27 protein-coding genes are annotated in these 19,040 nt (G+C 45.2%); 26 read left to right on the forward strand and 1 reads right to left on the reverse strand.

Features of this window, described 5'->3' with window-relative positions:
• The first annotated feature begins 59 nt into the window (after nt 1-59).
• Nucleotides 60-3,326, forward strand: coding sequence for an efflux RND transporter permease subunit (locus tag ACWATR_RS21705; RefSeq protein WP_460336898.1), 3,267 nt, complete (start codon nt 60-62; stop codon nt 3,324-3,326).
• Between the two features lie 108 nt (nt 3,327-3,434).
• Here ACWATR_RS21705 and ndhN read toward each other — a convergent pair whose 3' ends face one another.
• Nucleotides 3,435-3,911, reverse strand: coding sequence for an NAD(P)H-quinone oxidoreductase subunit N (gene ndhN / locus ACWATR_RS21710; RefSeq protein ID WP_289799259.1), 477 nt, complete (start codon nt 3,909-3,911; stop codon nt 3,435-3,437).
• Nucleotides 3,912-4,861: 950 nt separating this feature from the next.
• Here ndhN and rplC point away from each other — a divergent pair.
• From rplC to ACWATR_RS21835, 25 genes are all read left to right on the forward strand, one after another.
• A complete protein-coding gene (gene rplC, locus ACWATR_RS21715) occupies nt 4,862-5,494 on the forward strand; it encodes a 50S ribosomal protein L3 (RefSeq protein WP_069070780.1) in 633 nt (210 codons plus the stop codon).
• Between the two features lie 107 nt (nt 5,495-5,601).
• On the forward strand, nt 5,602-6,240 hold the full coding sequence (gene rplD / locus ACWATR_RS21720; protein ID WP_069070797.1) for a 50S ribosomal protein L4: 639 nt from the start codon (nt 5,602-5,604) through the stop codon (nt 6,238-6,240).
• Nucleotides 6,233-6,547, forward strand: coding sequence for a 50S ribosomal protein L23 (locus ACWATR_RS21725; protein ID WP_069070779.1), 315 nt, complete (start codon nt 6,233-6,235; stop codon nt 6,545-6,547). The genes rplD and ACWATR_RS21725 overlap by 8 nt, the downstream gene beginning before the upstream one ends.
• 100 nt (nt 6,548-6,647) lie before the next feature.
• Entirely contained in the window at nt 6,648-7,511 is an 864-nt protein-coding gene (gene rplB, locus ACWATR_RS21730) for a 50S ribosomal protein L2 (RefSeq protein WP_069070778.1), read from the forward strand.
• A gap of 93 nt (nt 7,512-7,604) precedes the next feature.
• Nucleotides 7,605-7,883: a 30S ribosomal protein S19 gene (rpsS, locus tag ACWATR_RS21735; protein ID WP_012410721.1), complete on the forward strand. Its 279-nt coding sequence runs from the start codon at nt 7,605-7,607 to the stop codon at nt 7,881-7,883.
• A gap of 81 nt (nt 7,884-7,964) precedes the next feature.
• Complete coding sequence (gene rplV, locus ACWATR_RS21740) at nt 7,965-8,321, forward strand: 50S ribosomal protein L22 (protein ID WP_069070777.1); 357 nt, start codon at nt 7,965-7,967, stop codon at nt 8,319-8,321.
• A gap of 53 nt (nt 8,322-8,374) precedes the next feature.
• The gene (gene rpsC, locus ACWATR_RS21745; protein WP_322665917.1) at nt 8,375-9,157 is read left to right on the forward strand and encodes a 30S ribosomal protein S3; all 783 of its coding nucleotides are present in this window, start codon (nt 8,375-8,377) and stop codon (nt 9,155-9,157) included.
• 80 nt (nt 9,158-9,237) lie between these two features.
• Nucleotides 9,238-9,663 carry a 50S ribosomal protein L16 gene (gene rplP, locus ACWATR_RS21750; protein ID WP_069070775.1) on the forward strand — a complete coding sequence of 142 codons (426 nt, stop codon included), beginning with the start codon at nt 9,238-9,240 and terminating at the stop codon, nt 9,661-9,663.
• Nucleotides 9,664-9,666: 3 nt separating this feature from the next.
• Nucleotides 9,667-9,894: a 50S ribosomal protein L29 gene (gene rpmC, locus ACWATR_RS21755; protein WP_179068334.1), complete on the forward strand. Its 228-nt coding sequence runs from the start codon at nt 9,667-9,669 to the stop codon at nt 9,892-9,894.
• 6 nt (nt 9,895-9,900) lie between these two features.
• Nucleotides 9,901-10,149, forward strand: a complete 249-nt coding sequence (rpsQ, locus tag ACWATR_RS21760) for a 30S ribosomal protein S17 (RefSeq protein WP_069070773.1) — start codon at nt 9,901-9,903, stop codon at nt 10,147-10,149.
• A 46-nt stretch (nt 10,150-10,195) separates the two neighbouring features.
• Complete coding sequence (rplN, locus tag ACWATR_RS21765; protein ID WP_069070772.1) at nt 10,196-10,564, forward strand: 50S ribosomal protein L14; 369 nt, start codon at nt 10,196-10,198, stop codon at nt 10,562-10,564.
• Nucleotides 10,564-10,917 (forward strand): 50S ribosomal protein L24, encoded by a 354-nt coding sequence (gene rplX, locus ACWATR_RS21770; protein WP_435021217.1) that lies wholly within the window; start codon nt 10,564-10,566, stop codon nt 10,915-10,917. Before rplN ends, rplX begins: the two co-directional genes overlap by 1 nt.
• Nucleotides 10,918-11,042: 125 nt before the next feature.
• Nucleotides 11,043-11,591 carry a 50S ribosomal protein L5 gene (rplE, locus tag ACWATR_RS21775; protein WP_069070770.1) on the forward strand — a complete coding sequence of 183 codons (549 nt, stop codon included), beginning with the start codon at nt 11,043-11,045 and terminating at the stop codon, nt 11,589-11,591.
• 20 nt (nt 11,592-11,611) lie between these two features.
• A complete protein-coding gene (gene rpsH / locus ACWATR_RS21780; RefSeq protein WP_069070769.1) occupies nt 11,612-12,013 on the forward strand; it encodes a 30S ribosomal protein S8 in 402 nt (133 codons plus the stop codon).
• A gap of 86 nt (nt 12,014-12,099) precedes the next feature.
• Nucleotides 12,100-12,648, forward strand: coding sequence for a 50S ribosomal protein L6 (gene rplF / locus ACWATR_RS21785; RefSeq protein ID WP_460336911.1), 549 nt, complete (start codon nt 12,100-12,102; stop codon nt 12,646-12,648).
• Nucleotides 12,649-12,650: 2 nt separating this feature from the next.
• The gene (rplR, locus tag ACWATR_RS21790) at nt 12,651-13,013 is read left to right on the forward strand and encodes a 50S ribosomal protein L18 (protein WP_181928654.1); all 363 of its coding nucleotides are present in this window, start codon (nt 12,651-12,653) and stop codon (nt 13,011-13,013) included.
• A 115-nt stretch (nt 13,014-13,128) separates the two neighbouring features.
• Nucleotides 13,129-13,656 (forward strand): 30S ribosomal protein S5, encoded by a 528-nt coding sequence (gene rpsE, locus ACWATR_RS21795; RefSeq protein ID WP_012410709.1) that lies wholly within the window; start codon nt 13,129-13,131, stop codon nt 13,654-13,656.
• Between the two features lie 103 nt (nt 13,657-13,759).
• The gene (gene rplO, locus ACWATR_RS21800; RefSeq protein WP_069070765.1) at nt 13,760-14,203 is read left to right on the forward strand and encodes a 50S ribosomal protein L15; all 444 of its coding nucleotides are present in this window, start codon (nt 13,760-13,762) and stop codon (nt 14,201-14,203) included.
• Nucleotides 14,204-14,277: 74 nt separating this feature from the next.
• Complete coding sequence (gene secY / locus ACWATR_RS21805) at nt 14,278-15,588, forward strand: preprotein translocase subunit SecY (protein WP_289799264.1); 1,311 nt, start codon at nt 14,278-14,280, stop codon at nt 15,586-15,588.
• Between the two features lie 2 nt (nt 15,589-15,590).
• Nucleotides 15,591-16,145, forward strand: a complete 555-nt coding sequence (locus tag ACWATR_RS21810) for an adenylate kinase (protein WP_460336916.1) — start codon at nt 15,591-15,593, stop codon at nt 16,143-16,145.
• Between the two features lie 213 nt (nt 16,146-16,358).
• Nucleotides 16,359-16,583: a translation initiation factor IF-1 gene (infA, locus tag ACWATR_RS21815; RefSeq protein ID WP_006276978.1), complete on the forward strand. Its 225-nt coding sequence runs from the start codon at nt 16,359-16,361 to the stop codon at nt 16,581-16,583.
• Between the two features lie 117 nt (nt 16,584-16,700).
• Complete coding sequence (gene rpmJ / locus ACWATR_RS21820) at nt 16,701-16,814, forward strand: 50S ribosomal protein L36 (RefSeq protein ID WP_015129703.1); 114 nt, start codon at nt 16,701-16,703, stop codon at nt 16,812-16,814.
• Between the two features lie 115 nt (nt 16,815-16,929).
• Nucleotides 16,930-17,310 carry a 30S ribosomal protein S13 gene (rpsM, locus tag ACWATR_RS21825; protein WP_069070762.1) on the forward strand — a complete coding sequence of 127 codons (381 nt, stop codon included), beginning with the start codon at nt 16,930-16,932 and terminating at the stop codon, nt 17,308-17,310.
• Nucleotides 17,311-17,364: 54 nt separating this feature from the next.
• Entirely contained in the window at nt 17,365-17,760 is a 396-nt protein-coding gene (rpsK, locus tag ACWATR_RS21830; protein ID WP_012410703.1) for a 30S ribosomal protein S11, read from the forward strand.
• Between the two features lie 311 nt (nt 17,761-18,071).
• Nucleotides 18,072-19,019, forward strand: coding sequence for a DNA-directed RNA polymerase subunit alpha (locus ACWATR_RS21835; RefSeq protein WP_069070760.1), 948 nt, complete (start codon nt 18,072-18,074; stop codon nt 19,017-19,019).
• Nucleotides 19,020-19,040: the final 21 nt, after the last annotated feature.

The following is a 19,040-nucleotide window of genomic DNA, read 5'->3' on the forward strand; positions in this document are numbered from 1 at the left end:
TTCAAAATGTCTTTTGGGATTTTCCATTTTGCCTTTTTAATTGGAGCGCAGCGACAGTAATGCAGCAAGTAAAAAACGGTGGCGGATTTAGTATCAGTGCTATATCAATCCGCCAACACATCGGCACACTCATGCTCACTCTCGCAGTGATAGTGCTGGGTGTCTTTTTTGTCGTCAAATTACCCGTGGATTTACTACCATCAATTACCTATCCTCGGATTGGTGTGCGAATACAAGCACCTGGAGTTTCCCCAGAGGTAGCAGTTGATGAAGTTACCAGACCCCTAGAAGAAGCCTTTGCGGCTACCGAGGGTGTGGTACAGATTTTTTCCCAAACTCGTGAGGGACAGATAAATTTGGATCTGTTCTTTCAACCAGGTGGCAATATTGACCAAGCTTTAAACGATGCGACAGCTGCTTTTAACAGAGCTAGAAGCACATTACCAGATGCCATCGAAGAACCACGCTTATTTAAAGTTGATCCTTCCCAATTGCCAGTTTACGAATTGGCATTAACTTCGCCCTCTCTAGAAGGCGTTGATTTGCGGGTTTTTGCCGAAGAAGAACTAGCCCGCGAACTGAGTGTTGTCTCCGGAGTCGCAGGGGTAGACATATCGGGAGGAGTTCAAGAAGAAGTTAGGGTAAATATTGATTTGGATCGGTTGCAAGCTTTGGGTGTCGGTTTAACCGATGTCCTAGATGAACTCAGAGATCGCAACATAGATATTTCTGGTGGTCGGATTTTAGGGCAGAATTCTGAACCCTTAACCCGTACCGTTGGGCGGTTCCAAAATGCCAATGAAATTAGCAATCTTTCTTTTGAAGTCTCTTCTGCTCCTTCTTCCCCAGTCACCAGTACCCAGTCCCCACTCGCCAGTACCCAATCCCCAGTCCCCAACCGCCGTGTCTATTTGCGTGACTTTGCTGAAGTCATTGATGGCTCAGAACAACAACGGGTGTACGTTCTACTCAACGGGGAAGAAGCTGTAAAAGTCAGCATCCAAAAGCAGCCCGATGCTAACACCATTAACGTTGTTGAAGGTGTGAAAAAACGCTTGGAAGAACTCCGACAATCTGGGGTAATTCCCGAAGGGACAATTCTTACACCCACCTTGGATGAGTCGCGGTTTATTCGCAACTCTATCTCCAATGTTACCAGTTCTGGGTTGATTGGTACTGGACTAGCTGCGATCGCAGTTCTCCTATTTCTTGGTTCTCTACGACAAACTTTCATCATCGTCCTAGCCATCCCCTTAGCAACCCTAGCTGCCATCATCTTGATGGGGCTATTTGGCTTATCTATCAACGTTTTTAGTTTGGGTGGTCTAGCGCTGGGTGTGGGTATTGTGGTAGATAACTCCATCGTCATGTTAGAGAACATTGCCGAAGGGGCTGGGATGACTCCCGGTAAGGATAATAGAACCCGCTTGAATTCGCAGCAACTAATTTATCAAGCAGAAAAAAGTAGCCAAGAAGTAGAATCAGCTTTAATTGCTTCTACTAGTACAAACTTGGTAGCTGTATTACCGTTTTTGCTGATCGGCGGTTTTATCGCATTACTATTTAATGAGTTAATTCTCACCATCACCTTTTCAGTTGCAGCTTCAATTTTGATTGCCGTAACCGTTGTACCAATGCTTGCTTCCCGGATGTTGGCATGGAAGTTTTCTAGCCGTCTGAGCGAATTTTGGTTTTTACGAAAGTTTAATAGCCGCTTTGATGCTTCTACGAGGGGATACGGCAGTTTTTTAGCAGGGATATTACGCTGGCGGGTGGCTACGGTAGCGATCGCTATTATCCTTTTTGGCGGCGGCAGTTTGTGGATGGCTCCGCAAATTCCTCAAGAAATTCTCCCCCGCATCAACACCGGACAAGCCAACTTAAACGCCCAATTTCCTCCCGGTACACCTTTAGAAACCAACCAAAAAGTAATGGTTGCGGTGGATGAGATTATCCGCAAGCAGCCAGAAACAGAATATGTTTTCTCTACAATTGGTGGCTCCCTCTTTGGAAACGCTACCAATGCTAATGCCCTACGAGCTTCCAGCAATATTACCTTGAAGGCGGGTACTAATGTCCAAGCTTATGTAGAACGAGTTACCCAAGAGTTAAATAAGCTAAATTTAGCAGGAATTCGCCTCCGCCTTTCCCCCGGTCAAGTACGGGGTTTGATTCTCAGCAACTCTCCGATACGTGGTGCTGATGTTGACGTGATGCTTCAGGGAAATGACGTAAATAATTTAGAACAAGCTGGTCGTCAGGTACTAGCAGCCTTGGAAGAACAAGCTACATTAGCGAGATTTCGTCCCGATGCAGACGATCGCCAACCAGAAATTCAGATTCTTCCTGATTGGGAGAGAGTTTCAGCTTTGGGTTTAACTACCACACAAATTGGGGAAACAATTCAGACTGCTCTTGAAGGTAGCGTACCAACTCAGTTGCAACGCGGCAACCGTTTAGTCGATGTTCGCGTCAAGTTGAATGAAAAATCGTTGCAAGCAGCTTCTCAATTGCAGAGGTTGCCGTTGTTTGTGGATAACAATCGCCAAATTCGCTTGAGTGATGTTGCCAAAATTGCTGAAGCTCAAGCTCCAGGAGAAGTTCAGCGAATTAACCAGCGTCAGGTTTTCTTAATTGCTGGCAACTTAACTGAGGGAGCTAGCCTTAGTGACGCCCTAGAACAGGTCAGTACGGTACTAGATAGTCTAGATTTACCTGAAGGTGTCAGCCGCTTACCTAGTTCAGCAGCAGAATCTAATCAGCAACTCCAAAGCTCACTACAACTATTAGGTGGATTAGCTGCCTTTTTAGTCTTTGTGGTGATGGCGGTGCAATACAATTCGCTTATTGACCCACTGGTAATTATGTTTACAATTCCGTTGGCATTAGCTGGGGGGATTTTTGGACTTTACATCACCAAAACTGCCATTGGGGCGACAGTGATTGTCGGTGCGGTTTTGCTAGTGGGTATTGTGGTCAATAACGCCATCATCATGGTTGAATTGGCGAATCAAATTCTGGAACGGGAAAAAGTTGACCGGAAAACTGCGATTTTGAAAGCGGCTCCTCAACGCCTAAGACCAATATTAATGACAACTATTACCACCGTTTTAGGTATGTTTCCCCTAGCGTTAGGAATTGGGGAAGGCTCAGAATTTCTGCAACCATTAGGCGTAGTGGTGTTTTCGGGTTTATCTTTGGCAACAGTGCTGACGCTGTTTATCATCCCCTGTTTTTATACCCTGTTGCACGATTTGCTGGGTGGAAAATGGGCGAAGCCAGTGTTAATTCGGTTGCAGGGATTTACCAAAAAACTTACAAACTAATGAGCATTTAAGTTGCAAATAGTTCTTCTGGTTTGATTCTGACCGATAATTGCCAATATTTTGAGAGTGAGGAAGTTATAACTCATAACTTCCTCACTTTTGTAACTGTTAGCTAGCTAACAGAGTTTTTTCTAGAGAAGTCCAACGGAAAGCGCGATCGCCACCTCTCTCAATAATTACTTTTACTCGTGGTTCTAGCTGAGGCAAATTCGTTAAATACTCAACTTCCTCATTAGAAAGAATATGCCCTTCAATAATCCACAAGACCAGCCCCTTTGACTTTGGTGGTAACTGTTCTAGATGAGAATTGAGAATTGGGGGTAGATAGTGTACCTGACCTACTGCTGCACCGCTACCAGTACTTTTTTTACCAAGATGAGGAGGTCTGACTCCATGAATTCTTGTGAGATACGCAGCTACGTCACCCAGTCCCTTAGCGGTAATGTGAAGGGTGGTATAGCCAGCAGCCCGTAGTCGGCGCTGATATCGACCTTCATAACCCCCTTCCAGAGGTACATACACTCCAAGAGCGCCAAATTTTTCCAGATCGCGGATCAAACCGTTGCCAGTGGTAATTAGTGCCATAGATTTTCGTCTTATCCCACTTAGATATCTCTATTATTTACCCTGAACCGATAGATTAAAAGCATTTTTTTGGGCATTGGGCATTGGGATTAGGGGAGAGGTGACAGGTGATAGGTGATAATCTGTACCCTGTACCCTATTCCCTGCTCCCTTACTTCTTCCCCACTCCCTAAAAATAACTCTATAAATTACTGGACAAACATAAATAAATAATTTATATTATTAGATTGTGACCAAAAACGCAAAGTAGTGAACTTCTCAACTGTCATTCTGGGGTAGTGTTAGCATAAAAAACTAACGAATAAATCCAAATTGGATAATCTGACTCAGATTGATCATAGACTGGTAAACTAGAAAAGCTTTCAGGTCAACATTGGAGCTTATGTAAGCTCCAGAGTAAGTTTACTCCTGTGCCTCTGAAAAAGTAGGCAAAATCTTAAACAATAGTTTAAGGTGTTTAGGGAAGTAAAGACTGAGCAGCAATGTTGGTTTCATGGCATTACGTCAGTCTCAGTTAACGGATACTGGGCGGTAAAAACCGCTTAAGTCCAACTGCAACACGGCAGTAGCCAATCTCCGGGAAGCCGCCCTTGGGGCGTGTAAAAATCGGAAAACCCGCCGACAGCGCTGCCTCCAGAAAGTGCCAGAGCAATTGCTTGGACGAAAGCATTGCTGCACACAGCTTAAAGCTGTAGCGCCTTGCATTGATTCCAGAAGTTACCCCTTCCCAATATGAAGGGACTTGTGGCTGTTCTGGTGATCTAGTGAGTGAAGCTAAACAGATTCACCAAGCAGTACGGACACGGTTTGTTGTGTCCGAAAGCATTTGGAGCGGCTTATTGAAGCCATTCCAAATTTCGCAGGCTAACCCAGCCTAAACTGATGCGTACAAAGCGTGTCCTCTAGAGTCCAATTCCAAGGTCAGCAAGTAGAAAGGAGAACCAGTTATTGTGTCTGTAGGTATTCTCGGCACCAAGCTGGGCATGACCCAAATATTTGACGAAGCAGGAGTAGCTATTCCTGTGACTGTCATTCAAGCAGGGCCATGCACTGTTACACAAGTTAAAACGAAACAAACCGACGGTTACTTTGCCATTCAAGTTGGTTATGGCGAAGTCAAACCCAAGGCACTAAACAGACCACTACTGGGTCATTTGGCTAAATCATCTGCCCCTGCATTGCGTCACTTAAATGAATATCACACCGATAGCTCTAGTGATTATGCTTTAGGTCAAGAGATTAAAGCAGATATTTTTAGCGCAGGTCAAATTGTCGATGTAGTCGGCACAAGTATTGGTCGCGGCTTTGCGGGAAACCAGAAGCGCAACAACTTTGCTCGTGGGCCTATGTCACACGGTTCTAAAAACCACAGAGCGCCGGGTTCTATTGGTGCTGGTACAACACCAGGTCGTGTCTATCCAGGTAAGCGGATGGCAGGGCGTTTAGGTGGAAAACGCATCACAATTCGCAAACTGACCATAGTAAGAGTTGATGCAGAACGCAACTTATTGCTAATTAAGGGAGCTATTCCTGGTAAACCAGGTGCTCTAGTAAGTGTTGTGCCTGCAAAAGTAGTGGGATAGTCAAAAGTCATTAGTCAAAAGTCATTAGTGATTAGTCATTGGCTAAGGACAAATGGCAAAAGACAAATGACAAATGACAAATGACAAAGGACAAATAACAAAGAAAGATGGTTGAAAGCGTAGTTAAAAATTGGCAAGGAGAACAGGTCGGCGAGACGACCTTCGAGTTGCGCGTTGCCAAGGAAGAAACAGCGTCTCATATTGTGCATCGCGCCTTAGTACGGCAATTGACCAATGCTCGTCAAGGAAATGCCAGTACGAAAACTCGTGCTGAAGTCAGAGGTGGCGGACGCAAACCTTGGCGACAAAAAGGTACTGGTCGCGCTCGTGCAGGTTCTATTCGTTCACCATTGTGGCGTGGTGGTGGTGTGATCTTTGGGCCAAAACCCAGAGACTTCAACCTCAAATTGAACCGCAAAGAGCGACGTTTGGCACTGCGGACAGCATTTGTCAGCCGCATTGACGATTTGATAGTAGTAGAAGAATTTAGCACCGAGCTATCTCGCCCCAAGACTAAAGAATTAGTAGCAGCTCTTGCCCGTTGGGGAGTAGTACCAGAAAGCAAGGCACTGTTAATTTTGTCTGAAATTGCGGATACAGATAACGTTTATTTATCAGCCCGCAACATTGAAAATTTAAAACTAATTGCAGCCGACCAGCTAAACGTTTTTGATTTACTGCACGCTGACAAAATTGTAGTTACGGCATCAGCCCTAGAAAAAATTCAGGAGGTCTACAGTGCCTAGCTTTGACCCCCGCGACCTTGCCGATTTAGTGCGTCGCCCAATCGTTACAGAGAAAGCGACCATCTTGATGGAGCAAAATAAGTACACCTTTGAAGTAATTCCAAAGGCATCAAAGCCAGAAATCAAGGCTGCGATCGAAGATTTATTTCAGGTCAAGGTTGTAAAAGTCAACACCACCCTACCACCGCGTAAAAAGCGGCGCGTTGGTAAATTTATTGGTTATAAGCCCCAATATAAGCGAGCGATCGTCACCGTCGCACCTGGGGATGAAGACAAGATTAGACAAGTTCTATTCCCAGAAGTCTAAAAAAGTTAGGAGTTAGGAGTTAAGAGTTAGGAGTTACTATGCTCAAAACTCAGCACTCAAAATTTCAAACTCAGCACTTAGCACTCAGCACTTAATAAATATGGGTACCCGTTCTTATCGCCCTTATACCCCCAGCACTCGCCAAGTTACAATCTCTGACTTTGCGGAAATTACCAAAACCGAGCCAGAAAAATCCCTAACAACCTCGAAGCATCGCGCCAAAGGTCGGAATAATCACGGACGGATTACTAGTCGTCGCCGGGGTGGCGGACACAAACAACTTTACCGGATCATCGATTTTAAAAGGGATAAACATAATATTCCTGCCAAAGTCGCAGCAATTGAATACGATCCTAACCGCAATGCCAGAATTGCCCTTTTGTATTACCAAGACGGCGAAAAACGGTACATTCTCCATCCCAACGGGTTGAAAGTTGGAACAATAATTATTTCTGGGCCAGAGGCTCCCTTTGAAGATGGTAATGCTTTACCGCTCTCGAAGATTCCTTTAGGTACTAGTGTTCACAACGTAGAATTCACTCCTGGTAAAGGTGGTCAAATTGTCCGTGCTGCTGGTGCTAGCGCCCAAGTCGTGGCAAAAGAAGGTAATTATGTAACTCTCAAGTTGCCTTCAGGAGAAGTCCGCTTGATTCGACGCGAGTGCTACGCCACCATTGGGCAAGTAGGCAACACCGACGCGAGAAACCTGAGTGCAGGTAAAGCCGGACGAAATCGCTGGAAAGGTCGCCGTCCTAAGGTTAGAGGTAGCGTCATGAACCCAGTGGATCACCCACATGGTGGTGGTGAAGGTAGAGCGCCTATCGGTAGATCAGGGCCTGTAACTCCTTGGGGTAAACCCACATTGGGTGCGAAGACACGCAATCGCAAGAAACTTAGCAGCAAGTTGATTGTGCGTCGTCGTCGTAAATCTTCTAAACGCGGTCGCGGTGGTCGTGAATCTTAAAGAGTTAGAAGTTATGAGTTATGAGTTGAATCTAACTTATTAACTCCTAACTCCTTACTCCTAATTCCTAAATCCTAAATCCAAAATTGAACTATGGGTCGTTCTCTAAAAAAAGGTCCTTTCGTTGCGGATCATCTCTTAAAGAAAATTGAAAAGCTCAACGACAACAACAGAAAAGAAGTTATTAAAACTTGGTCAAGAGCTTCGACAATTTTGCCTCTAATGGTAGGTCATACTATCGCTGTTCACAACGGACGCCAACACGTTCCAGTTTTTGTAAATGAACAGATGGTAGGACACAAATTGGGTGAATTTGCCCCAACACGCACCTACAGGGGTCATGGAAAAAGCGACAAAAAAGCGGGTAGGTAGTTATTAGTTATTACGTCATTAGTCATTAGCTAAAGACAAGTGACAAATGACAAATGACAAATGACAAAATTGGAGAAAATTATGGCTACTAATACTACTGAAGTAAAAGCGATCGCTCGTTTTATCCGCATCTCGGCCTACAAGGTGCGTCGGGTACTCGATCAAATCCGCGGGCGATCTTACCGAGAAGCGTTAATCATCCTGGAATTCATGCCCTATCGCGCCACTGAACCCATATTGAAGGTTCTCAGAAGCGCTGCTGCCAATGCCGAACACAACGCTGGATTAGATCGGACTCAACTAGTGATTACTCAGGCTTATGCCGATCAAGGGCCGCCGTTGAAGCGGTTCCAGCCAAGAGCGCAAGGTCGAGCTTACCAAATTCGCAAGCCGACGTGTCATATTACTGTGGCCGTTGCAGCCGCCCCAGAAAAATAAGCACGTTTACACGAATAAATTGCGTAAAGTAAGAAATTTTAGAGGAAGCATTCGTGGGACAGAAGATTCATCCAGTTGGTTTTCGTCTGGGTATTACACATGAACATCAATCCCGTTGGTTTGCTGTTCCTGATCGTTATCCAGAACTTCTACAAGAAGATTACAAACTGCGTCAATATATAGAACAAAAGCTGGGTAGACAGGCTCAAAACAACGCCGGAATTTCCGAAGTACGGATTGAGCGCAAAGCCGACCAAATCGACTTAGAAGTACGCACAGCTAGACCTGGGGTAGTAGTAGGTCGTGGTGGACAAGGTATTGAATCCTTACGTACCGGACTCCAAGGATTGTTGGGTAGTAATCGTCAAATTCGGATCAATGTAGTTGAAGTTCAACGAGTTGATGCTGATGCCTACCTAATTGCTGAATACATTGCTCAACAATTGGAACGTCGGGTTTCCTTTCGGCGGGTAGTGCGGCAATCTATTCAACGTGCCCAACGTGCTGGTGTCCAAGGTATTAAAATCCAAGTTAGCGGTCGCCTCAACGGTGCAGAAATCGCCCGGACAGAGTGGACTCGTGAAGGTAGAGTACCTTTACATACCTTACGGGCTGACATTGACTACTCTTATTGCACAGCAAAAACTGTTTACGGCATTTTGGGTATCAAAGTATGGGTGTTTAAGGGAGAAATTATTCCTGGACAGGAACCAGATCCACTACCACCAGCAAGCCGCGATCGCGAACGTGACCCCCGCGATCGCGAACGTGAACCCCGTCGTCGTCAACAACAACGTCGTCGCCAGCAATTTGAAGACCGTTCAAATGAAGGATAAATCGTCATTAGTCATTAGTCATTAGTAAATGGCAGATGGCAAATGACAAATGACAAATGACAAATGACAAATGACAAACCATGTTAAGCCCTAGAAGAACTAAATTCCGCAAACAACAGCGCGGACGGATGGAAGGACTAGCCAGCCGTGGTAGTACCCTAAACTTCGGTGATTTTGCACTCCAAGCTCAAGAACCTGCTTGGATTACCTCGCGTCAAATCGAGGCTTCCCGTCGGGCAATGACTCGTTATATTCGTCGGGGTGGACAAATCTGGATTCGGATTTTCCCTGATAAACCTGTAACCATGCGTCCTGCTGAAACCCGGATGGGTTCGGGTAAAGGTAATCCAGAGTTTTGGGTAGCTGTAGTCAAGCCAGGACGAATTTTGTTTGAAATCGGTGGAGTTTCTGAAGAAATCGCTCGTGAAGCGATGCGTTTGGCTTCATTTAAACTGCCCATCAAAACCAAGTTTATTGTGCGCTCTCAACCACAGGAGCAGGAGTAGCTTATGCCTCTTCCCAAGATTTCAGAAGCTAGAGAATTAAGCGACGAGAAGCTATCTGATGAAATTGTCGCGATCAAAAGACAACTATTTCAGTTGCGCTTGCAAAAAGCCACCAGACAATTAGAAAAGCCCCATCAGTTCCGGCAATTGCGCCACCGCCTAGCCCAATTGCTGACGCTAGAAACAGAACGCAAACGGGCAGCAAGTCAATCGGCTAAAGAAAAGAAGTAGGAGATTATGGCAGTTAAAGAACGAGTTGGCTTGGTAGTGAGCGATAAAATGCAAAAAACTGTGGTAGTGGCCATAGAAAACCGCGCTCCTCACCCCAAGTACGGCAAGATTGTGGTTAACACCCAACGATATAAAGTTCACGACGAAGAAAATCAGTGTAAAGTAGGCGATCGCGTTCGCATTCAGGAAACTAGACCCCTGAGTAAAACCAAGCGCTGGAAAATCACAGAAGTCCTGAACGTCAAGCCTGCTTAAACCTCATCGTTGTTAGAAACTAACAACATTACAAGGGAGAATAATTGTGATTCAACCCCAGACTTACCTGAATGTCGCAGATAATAGCGGCGCCCGCAAACTAATGTGCATCCGCATCTTAGGCGGAGGAAATCGTCGTTATGGTTTTATCGGCGATAAAATTATCGCCGTTGTCAAAGATGCTACACCCAACATGGCTGTCAAAAAGTCTGATGTTGTGGAAGCAGTAATTGTCCGGACTCGTAAAGCTGTATCTCGTGACAGCGGCATGAGCATTCGCTTTGATGATAACGCCGCTGTGATCATCAACAAAGACGGTAATCCCAGAGGCACACGGGTTTTTGGCCCAGTTGCACGGGAACTGCGCGATAAAAACTTTACCAAAATTGTTTCTCTGGCTCCGGAGGTGCTTTAATGGCAACCAAACAGGGTACGCCCAAAGTATTCCACAAAATGCATGTCAAAACTGGCGACACAGTACAAGTGATTGCTGGCAAAGACAAAGGAAAAGTTGGTGAAATTATTCAAGCACTGCCCCAACTGAGTAAAGTCATCATCAAAGGTGTCAACATTAAAACCAAGCACGTCAAACCCCAGCAAGAAGGGGAATCAGGGCGAATTATTACCCAAGAATTCCCGATTCATAGCTCTAACGTGATGCTTTATTCCACCAAGCAAAACGTTGCCAGTCGTGTTGGTTACACCTTTACCTCAGAAGGCAAAAAGGTCAGAAAGCTCAAGAAAACTGGCGAAATTCTAGATAAATAGTCATTAGTCATTGGTCATTAGTCATTAGTTATTAGTAAAAAGACAAATAACAAAAGACAAAGGACAAATAACAAAGGACAATAAAAGTTCCCTGACCAAGCCCAGGGATATCAGGACAAAAAACTATGGCGACAACAAGACTCAAAACCTTATATCAAGAGACAATCGTCCCCAAACTGATCAATCAGTTTCAATATACCAACGTTCATGAAGTACCGAAGTTGGTAAAGGTTACGATTAACCGAGGTTTGGGTGAAGCAGCTCAAAATGCGAAGTCACTAGAGGCATCCATCAACGAAATTGCCTTAGTAACAGGTCAAAAACCAGTGGTGACACGGGCGAAAAAGGCGATCGCTGGCTTTAAGATTCGTCAGGGGATGCCTGTGGGGATCATGGTTACCCTCAGAGCCGAACGGATGTATGCCTTTTTCGACCGACTAGTTAGCCTGTCATTACCCAGAATTCGAGATTTTCGCGGCGTTAGCCCTAAAAGCTTTGACGGACGCGGTAACTATACTCTGGGTGTCAGAGAACAGCTAATTTTTCCAGAAGTCGAATACGACAGCATCGATCAAGTACGTGGGATGGATATTTCCATCATCACCACAGCAAAAAACGACGAAGAGGGACGCGCCTTACTTAAAGAATTAGGAATGCCCTTTCGCGATCAATAAGTTCATCTATAGAGGGAACGATGGCGGCTAACGACACAATTGCAGATATGCTGACGCGCATCCGCAATGCCAACCTGGCGCGGCATCAAACTACACAAGTGCCAGCGACAAAAATGACCCGGAGCATTGCCAAAGTGCTACGCGAGGAAGGCTTTATTGCTGAAATCGAAGAAGCAGAAGAAGGGGTAAAACACAATCTGGTGATTTCCCTGAAATACAAGGGTAAAAACCGTCAGCCTCTGATCACCGCCTTAAAGCGGGTCAGTAAGCCTGGCTTGCGTGTTTACTCCAATAAAAAAGAATTACCAAGGGTACTAGGCGGCATTGGCATTGCCATTATTTCTACATCCAGTGGTATTATGACTGACCGCGAAGCGCGGCGTCAGAACTTGGGTGGCGAAGTGCTTTGTTACGTTTGGTAGTCATTGGTCATTAGTCATTTGTCATTAGTCATTAGTGAAAGACAAAGGACAAAAGGCAAAGGACAAATAACAAAGGACAAAAAGTCATGTCTCGTATTGGTAAACGTCCAATTACTATTCCCGCCAAAGTTGAAGTGGCGATCGATGGTACAAAAATTGTGGTGAAAGGCCCGAAAGGAGAACTTTCTCGCACTCTAGCAGCGAACGTTTCACTCTCTCAAGAGGGAGAAATATTACAGGTAAATCGACGGGATGAAACTCGTACCTCAAAGCAACTGCACGGCTTGAGCCGGACTTTAGTTGCCAACATGGTCGAGGGAGTTTCCCAAGGTTTTCAGCGCCGTTTGGAAATTCAAGGTGTTGGTTACAGGGCACAACTTCAGGGGCGTAACCTAGTTTTAAATATGGGTTACAGCCATCAAGTGCAAATTGAACCACCAGAAGGAATTCAGTTTGCTGTAGAAGGTACCACTAACGTCATTGTCAGTGGCTATGACAAAGAAATCGTAGGTAACACAGCCGCCAAAATTCGTGCTGTTCGTCCACCAGAACCTTATAAAGGTAAAGGCATTCGCTATGCGGGTGAAGTGGTCAGACGGAAAGCTGGTAAGACTGGTAAGGGTGGTAAGAAGTAGAAATGAAACTTACTCGTAGAGAATCAAAAAATCGTCGTCATCGACGCGTTCGTGGCAAGGTTATTGGCTCCCCAGAACGTCCGCGTTTAGCGGTGTTTCGTTCTAATGAGCATATTTATGCCCAGTTAATTGATGATACTCAGCATCAAACCATCGTGTCCGCATCGACCGTAGAACCAGATTTGAAATCTAGTTTAGCCTCAGGTGCAAACCGCGACGCATCGGCGCAAGTTGGCAAGTTGATCGCAGTGCGATCGCTAGAAAAAGGCATTACCAAAGTAGTCTTTGATCGCGGTGGTAACTTATATCATGGTCGTGTCAAAGCACTAGCTGATGCAGCACGCGAAGCTGGTTTAGATTTCTAAAGTCATTAGTCATTGAGTCATTAGTCATTGGTCATTAGTGAATAAACAAAGGACAAATGACAAAGGACAAATGACAACTGACAATTGACAAATGACGTTCACCAGAGCATAAATTATGGCAACAGAGCGTAAAAGTAGAACAAAGCGTGCCAAAAAAGAAGAAACCACTTGGCAAGAGCGGGTTATCCAAATCCGACGCGTAAGTAAAGTGGTCAAAGGTGGTAAAAAACTCAGCTTCCGAGCGATCGTTGTCGTTGGTAACGAACGCGGTCAGGTTGGAGTTGGAGTAGGCAAAGCTTCAGATGTAATTGGCGCCGTCAAAAAAGGCGTAGCCGATGGCAAAAAACACCTCATTGATATCCCAATCACCAAATCCAACTCCATCCCCCATCCTATTGATGGTGTCGGTGGCGGTGCAAAAGTGATTATGCGTCCAGCCGCACCTGGTACTGGGGTAATTGCTGGTGGTGCTGTGCGAACTGTGTTGGAATTAGCAGGAGTTCGTAACGTTTTAGCCAAGCAACTAGGCTCAAACAATCCGCTCAATAATGCTAGAGCCGCAGTTAATGCCTTATCTACACTGCGTACCCTTTCTGAAGTCGCCGAAGATCGGGGTATTCCTATTCAAAATCTCTACATCTAATTTAGTCATTAGTCATTGGTCATTAGTCATTAGTGAATAACAAAGGACAAATGACAAATGACAAACGACAAATGACAAACGACAAATGAGAACTTGATAAATTATGAGACTCCATGATGTTAAGCCGCAAAAAGGCTCAAAGAAACGCAAGAAGCGTGTAGCTAGAGGTATTTCTGCCGGACAAGGTGCCAGTGCTGGTCTAGGTATGCGGGGTCAAAAATCTCGTTCTGGTAGTGGTACTAGACCAGGTTTTGAAGGTGGTCAACAGCCATTGTACCGCCGCTTACCTAAGCTGAAGGGCTTTCCGATTGTTAATCAGAAGATTTACACTACGATTAATGTAGAGAAGCTAGCTTCCCTTCCCGCTAATACGGAAGTAACTTTGACCTCATTGAAAGCCGCAGGTATCCTGACTGCTGTCAAAGGGCCATTGAAAGTTTTAGGTAACGGGGAATTGAGCATTCCGCTCAAAGTACAAGCGGCAGCTTTCACAGTTTCAGCTCGTAGCAAAATTGAGGCAGCTGGTGGTAGTTGTGAAGTCTTATGAGTGAGCCGGAACAGCGCACTTAAATGCAAGCCAACTCGCTGCCAGTGCTTGGTTCACTATAAAGGTAGCACTCTATGATCAGTCGAGATAAAGCCCCAACGGCTCAAGAAACTTTTATGCAGATGGCGCAGGCAGCTGGCCTCAGAGGTAGGCTGCTTGTTACCGTCGGTATTTTAATTTTGGTTCGCCTGGGTATCTTCTTACCCGTGCCAGGGATTGATAGACCAAGATTTGCCGAAGCCATATCGGGCAGTAATTCCATATTCGGCTTATTGGATATATTTTCCGGGCGAGGACTTTCGACTTTGGGAGTCTTTGCTTTAGGAATTTTGCCCTTCATTAATGCGTCTATTATCATCCAATTGCTTACTGCTGCGATTCCATCTTTAGAAAATTTACAGAAAAATGAAGGCGAAGCAGGTCGGCGAAAAATATCGCAAATTACCCGCTACGTCACTGTAGTTTGGGCGATTCTGCAAAGTACAGCTTTTTCGGCATTATTCCTACAGCAATTTGCCTTAAACCCAGGGCCAATCTTCGTAGCTGAAACTGCGATCGCTCTGACTGCTGGTTCGATGTTCGTCATGTGGGCATCAGAACTTATTACAGAACGGGGCATTGGAAACGGTGCATCATTGTTGATTTTTGTCAATATTGTCGCGTCATTACCAAAAGCTTTGGGCGATACCATCGACTTGGTACAAGTCGGCGGTCGGGAAACAGTGGGTCGCGTGATCGTGCTGATCTTAGTTTTCCTAGCAACAATTGTTGGTATTGTGATTGTTCAAGAAGGAATGCGCCGCATCCCAATTATTTCGGCTCGTCGCCAAGTAGGTCGGAGAGTTTTGGCAGAACAGCGTAGCTATCTGCCCTTGCGCCTAAATCAAGGCGGCGTAATGCCAATTATTTTTGCTGCTGCCATCCTCAGCTTGCCATTGCTGATCGCCAATTTTACTAAAAATGCCGAATTGGCGAATATAGTTAACACTTATTTGAGTCCAGGCGGTTCTAGTTCCTGGGTCTATGCCTTGGTGTACATGGTTTCCATAGTTTTCTTCAGCTACTTCTATTCTTCGTTGATTCTCAACCCAGTAGACGTGGCGCAGAACTTGAAGAAAATGGGTTCTAGTATTCCTGGAATTCGTCCCGGTAAGGCAACTAGTGAGTATATTGAACGCGTGTCCAACCGACTCACTTTTTTGGGTGCGATCTTTTTGGGCTTTGTTGCAATTATCCCCACCGCAGTGGAAAGTGCTTTGAATGTGAAAACTTTCCAGGGGATAGGTGCTACCTCTTTGTTAATTTTAGTCGGTGTGGCAATTGAGACAGCCAAACAAGTCCAAACTTATGTCATCTCTCAGCGCTATGAAGGAATGGTGAAATAATAGTGACGCGATTAATCTTCTTGGGGCCACCTGGAGCGGGTAAAGGAACACAAGCTCAAACTTTGGCTGAACACTTGAATATTCCCCATATTTCTACGGGTGAAATATTAAGACAAGCCATGAAAGAGCAAACTCCTTTAGGAATAAAAGCTCAAAGCTATGTTGATAGCGGCGAGTTAGTACCCGATCAGCTAGTGCAGGACTTGGTACAGGAGCGCCTCGATCAACCAGATGCCAAAAATGGTTGGATTCTTGATGGTTTTCCCCGGAAAGTTACTCAAGCAGCTTTTTTGGAGAAGTTATTGGAAACAATACATCAAGGTGGCGAAAGGGTAGTCAATTTAGATGCACCAGATGAAATTGTCATCGCACGTTTGCTAGCTAGAGGACGAAAAGATGATACCGAAGAGGTGATTCGTCGTCGTTTAGAAGTATACCGCGCGGAAACTGCACCTTTAATTGATTATTATGGCGATCGCCAAAAACTCCTAACAGTCAATGGCAATCAGTCCCAAGAAGATGTCACTGGTGAATTACAAAAGGTAATCGCTTCTTGAAAGGGGAGTAGGGAGTAGGGAGTGGGGAGTAGGGAATTCACCACTTATCACTCACTATTTCCCACTCACCAGTCCCCACTCCCCCTAACAAAAAAAAGATCAATTTTAGCTAAGATATATTAATAAACTGTTGATATATTTCTTAAAATGTGTTTCTTTGCAGATGAAGCGCTGCAACTGAACACGAAATTGTTGAGTTGAGGAAAAAACAAATTGTCTAAGCAAGATTTGATTGAAATGGAAGGCACGGTTACAGAGTCCTTGCCCAATGCGATGTTTCGCGTTGACTTGGACAATGGCTTTAACGTGCTAGCACACATTTCCGGCAAGATTCGCCGAAATTATATCAAGATTTTGCCCGGCGATCGCGTCAAGGTAGAGTTAACCCCCTACGACTTGACCAAAGGCAGAATCACCTATCGCTTGCGTAAGAAGTAAGTATATGTAGAGAATTTTACCATAAAACCATTTTTTTGACTGTTTACTAGTCATTTAACTGGATTATTTTCCCTAGAAATGCTATAATTTTATATTTGGAGTCAAAAAATAAAAGGCATGAAAGTTAGAGCCTCAGTCAAGAAAATTTGTGAAAAGTGTAACGTGATCAAACGTCGTGGTCGCGTGATGGTGATCTGTGTGAACCCCAAGCACAAGCAACGTCAAGGATAAGGCTCTTACCAACAGAGCCAGTTGCAGGACGCATATCATCATTAAAACGAAAAGACGCGATTAATCACGTTTTTCTAACCAACAGTAATTGCGAAAACAATAGGGAGAGTTCATTGTGGCACGTATTGCCGGAGTAGACCTTCCACGCGATAAGCGCGTCGAGATCGGTCTGACTTACATTTACGGAATTGGGTTATCACGCTCTCAAGAAATTATAGCGGCTACTGGTGTGAACCCAGACACCCGCGTTAAGGACTTAAGTGATGCTGATGTAACAGCCCTGCGAGGGGAAATAGAAAGCAACTATCAAGTTGAAGGCGACTTGCGGCGCTTGGAGTCTTTGAACATCAAGCGCTTAGTTGACATTGGTACTTACAGAGGCCGTCGTCATCGGATGGGCTTACCAGTCAGAGGTCAAAGAACTCGCACAAATGCCAGAACCCGTCGAGGAAGAAGGCAGACAGTGGCTGGGAAGAAGAAGGCTCCAGGGAAATAATTTTGCAACGCTTGCTAATCTGAGCAAGTTTTACCTTAAACCAACGAAACAAGTATGGCGAGACAACCAACTAAAAAATCCGGGAGCAAGAAGCAGAAACGGAATGTGCCCAGTGGGATGGCCTACATCCAGTCTACTTTCAACAATAGCATTGTCACCATTACCGATCAAAATGGAGATGTCATCTCCTGGGCCAGTGCTGGTTCTAGCGGTTTTAAGGGAGCAAAAAAGGGAACTCCCTTTGCAGCGCAAACTGCTGCTGAAAGTGCAGCCCGTAGAGCCATTGATCAAGGAATGCGCCAAATTGAGGTAATGGTCAGTGGACCAGGAGCAGGTAGAGAAACCGCTATCCGGGCGCTTCAAGGAGCAGGACTGGAAATTACACTCATTCGGGATATTACCCCGATTCCTCACAATGGTTGTCGTCCACCCAAGCGCCGTCGAGTTTAAACACTAAGACTTGGGCAGTGAGGACGAAAAGTTACAGCCAGCAATGACAGCTTGGGCGTCTAACGTGCAAACTGTCATCAAGTGAAAACTTGGGCGACCAAAAGCGTGTCAGATTTTCCCACAGGGAAAGCTGTTAAGCTTCAGGATACCCAAAATATTATCAGCGCCTGCAAGCTCAATAGGGGCGTCAAACTATACCGTAATTTCATACTAGTAGTTTTGATATACCTATAATCTACAGGACATAAATTCAATTCGGGAGGCAATTGACTTGTCTGCTAGCAGCACCTTAGAAAAAGGGAGGCTCATCCGTGGCGCAGTTTCAAATTGAATGTGTAGAGTCGAATACTGACGAAAGTCGGAACCATTACAGTAAATTTGTTCTGGAACCTCTAGAGCGTGGTCAAGGAACAACTGTTGGCAACGCACTGCGGCGGGTTTTACTATCCAATCTAGAGGGTACGGCAGTTACAGCAGTGAGGATTGCAGGCGTTTCACACGAGTTTGCCACAGTTCCGGGCGTGCGGGAAGATGTACTGGAAATCCTCATGAAAATGAAGGAAGTTATCCTGAAAAACTATTCCTCACAGCCTCAGATTGGTAGATTACTCGTTAACGGCCCAGCAACAATCACTGCGGCTCATTTTGATTTGCCCAGTGAAGTAGAAATAATCGATCCGACCCAGTATGTAGCCACCATTGCTGAGGGTGGAAAACTGGAAATGGAATTTCGGATCGAGAAAGGCAAAGGCTATCGCACTGTAGAGCGAGGACGTGAGGAAGCCACATCGTTGGATTTTCTGCAAATCGACTCGATATTTATGCCAGTGCGAAAAGTCAACTACAGTGTTGAAGAATCTCGTGGGGAAGGCTTGATTCCAAAAGACCGACTACTGTTGGAAGTTTGGACAAATGGCAGTATTTCCCCTCAAGAAGCACTATCTTCCGCCGCTGCGATCTTGGTAGATTTATTCAACCCGTTGAAAGACATCTCCCTAGAACCAACAGATACAGGTTCGGAGATTCCAGACGACCCAACTGCCCAGATACCCATCGAAGAGTTGCAACTTTCTGTGCGGGCATATAACTGTCTCAAACGGGCACAAGTTAACTCTGTGGCAGATTTGTTGGATTATACCCAAGAAGACCTCTTAGAAATTAAGAACTTTGGGCAGAAGTCAGCAGAAGAAGTCGTGGAAGCTTTGCAGCGACGCTTGGGCATCACCCTGCCAATGGAAAGAGGCTCTAAACACCCTTAAGAAAAACCTTCATAATTCATA

The organism is Nostoc sp. UIC 10890 (assembly GCF_054786515.1).

Excerpts from the sequence above, each read along its gene's own strand:
- rplF (WP_460336911.1), top strand. The coding sequence starts at position 12,100 with ATGTCTCGTATTGGTAAACGTCCAATTACTATTCCCGCCAAAGTTGAA.
- rplX (WP_435021217.1), top strand. The coding sequence starts at position 10,564 with ATGGCAACCAAACAGGGTACGCCCAAAGTATTCCACAAAATGCATGTC.
- rplR (WP_181928654.1), top strand. The coding sequence starts at position 12,651 with ATGAAACTTACTCGTAGAGAATCAAAAAATCGTCGTCATCGACGCGTT.
- rplB (WP_069070778.1), top strand. The coding sequence starts at position 6,648 with ATGGGTACCCGTTCTTATCGCCCTTATACCCCCAGCACTCGCCAAGTT.
- rplO (WP_069070765.1), top strand. The coding sequence starts at position 13,760 with ATGAGACTCCATGATGTTAAGCCGCAAAAAGGCTCAAAGAAACGCAAG.
- rpsQ (WP_069070773.1), top strand. The coding sequence starts at position 9,901 with ATGGCAGTTAAAGAACGAGTTGGCTTGGTAGTGAGCGATAAAATGCAA.
- rplD (WP_069070797.1), top strand. The coding sequence starts at position 5,602 with ATGGTTGAAAGCGTAGTTAAAAATTGGCAAGGAGAACAGGTCGGCGAG.
- rpsH (WP_069070769.1), top strand. The coding sequence starts at position 11,612 with ATGGCGGCTAACGACACAATTGCAGATATGCTGACGCGCATCCGCAAT.
- rplV (WP_069070777.1), top strand. The coding sequence starts at position 7,965 with ATGGCTACTAATACTACTGAAGTAAAAGCGATCGCTCGTTTTATCCGC.
- ACWATR_RS21705 (WP_460336898.1), top strand. The coding sequence starts at position 60 with ATGCAGCAAGTAAAAAACGGTGGCGGATTTAGTATCAGTGCTATATCA.
- rpmC (WP_179068334.1), top strand. The coding sequence starts at position 9,667 with ATGCCTCTTCCCAAGATTTCAGAAGCTAGAGAATTAAGCGACGAGAAG.
- rpsE (WP_012410709.1), top strand. The coding sequence starts at position 13,129 with ATGGCAACAGAGCGTAAAAGTAGAACAAAGCGTGCCAAAAAAGAAGAA.
- rplE (WP_069070770.1), top strand. The coding sequence starts at position 11,043 with ATGGCGACAACAAGACTCAAAACCTTATATCAAGAGACAATCGTCCCC.
- rpsK (WP_012410703.1), top strand. The coding sequence starts at position 17,365 with ATGGCGAGACAACCAACTAAAAAATCCGGGAGCAAGAAGCAGAAACGG.
- rpsS (WP_012410721.1), top strand. The coding sequence starts at position 7,605 with ATGGGTCGTTCTCTAAAAAAAGGTCCTTTCGTTGCGGATCATCTCTTA.
- rplP (WP_069070775.1), top strand. The coding sequence starts at position 9,238 with ATGTTAAGCCCTAGAAGAACTAAATTCCGCAAACAACAGCGCGGACGG.
- rpmJ (WP_015129703.1), top strand. The coding sequence starts at position 16,701 with ATGAAAGTTAGAGCCTCAGTCAAGAAAATTTGTGAAAAGTGTAACGTG.
- secY (WP_289799264.1), top strand. The coding sequence starts at position 14,278 with ATGATCAGTCGAGATAAAGCCCCAACGGCTCAAGAAACTTTTATGCAG.
- ndhN (WP_289799259.1), bottom strand. The coding sequence starts at position 3,911 with ATGGCACTAATTACCACTGGCAACGGTTTGATCCGCGATCTGGAAAAA.